The 1,044-nt window shown below is 70.4% G+C and carries 2 pseudogenes; one reads left to right on the top strand and one right to left on the bottom strand.

Annotation, left to right across the window (positions count from 1 at the left end):
- Positions 1–437: pseudogene (locus C1J00_RS47495) on the top strand (IS200/IS605 family accessory protein TnpB-related protein); the annotation flags it as partial.
- Positions 438–513: 76 nt separating this feature from the next.
- Here C1J00_RS47495 and C1J00_RS47490 read toward each other — a convergent pair.
- Positions 514–792: pseudogene (locus C1J00_RS47490) on the bottom strand (alpha/beta hydrolase family protein); the annotation flags it as partial.
- Positions 793–1,044 lie beyond the last annotated feature (252 nt).

Genomic DNA, 1,044 nt, shown 5'->3' with positions numbered 1-1,044 from the left:
CCGGCAAGCTCAAGGCCCGGCTCGTGTCCATGGCGTCCGAACACGGCCTCTCCATCGTTGCCGTGGACCCGGCGTACACGTCGATGTGGGGCGACCAGCACTGGAAGAAGCCCCTCACCTCGAAGAAGCGAAAGATGTCCCGTCACGATGCCGCCGGCATCGCGATCGGGCGACGCGCCCTCGGGCACCCGATCCGGCGACGGACGGCACCGCCCCCGCAGCACCAGAGCGATGCTGCGGGGCATCGGACCGCCCAGGCCGGACCAGGCGCACGAGGACGTGAGGGAACCCGCCCACCCGTCACGGAGCGTGCACACGATGCACGCAGCCGGACGGGGACACAGCGAACGCGGGAGACCAGCGCATCCAACACCGTTCGGGATGCGCGCAGTTCCAGGAGCTGGCAACCTGGACACTGTTTAGGAACGGTTCGCTGACGCGGTCCGCGTAGAGGTCGCCCTCGGGCCGCTGGAAGTGGTCGATGTTCTCCTGCGGCCGGGCGCTCACCGGCGCGTAGGCGACCGCCGCGTCGAACAGGCCGGGCGCCACGACCAGTGTGTTGTACACGACCCCGCCGCCCATCGACCGGCGGAACATGCCGATCCGGTCGCCGTCGATCTCGGGGCGTCCGGAGTTCCGCAGGGCCAGGGCGGCGCCGATGACGTCCTCGGTGTAGCCGAGCCGTAGGTCGACGTCGTTGTTCGGGTCCTTGTCGGAGCGGGCGTGGTTGCGGTAGTCGGTGTGCAGGACGACATGGCCGCGGCGGGACAGGCGGTCCTGCTCGCGCGGCATGCCCTGGCCGCTGACGTAGACGTCCGGGTCGATGTAGCCGTGTGCCAGCACCAGCGCCGGGAAGGGGCCCTTGCCCTTGGGGATGTTCATGATCCCGGAGATGGTCAGGCCGTTCGCCTCGTAGGTGACGGCGTAGCGGGTGTAGGCGGCGGTCCGGTCGAGCACGTCGCCGAGACGCAGCCCGGAGCCGGTGTGCTCGCGCCGCATCAACGCCGGGAGGGAGACGGGGTCGGCCGGTGTGGGGGTGGGCGT

This window comes from Streptomyces cahuitamycinicus (genome assembly GCF_002891435.1).
Classification (GTDB): Bacteria; Actinomycetota; Actinomycetes; order Streptomycetales; family Streptomycetaceae; genus Streptomyces; species Streptomyces cahuitamycinicus.
Note: the sequence above shows the minus strand (reverse complement) of the source record. Positions and strands in the feature narration are given on the sequence as shown.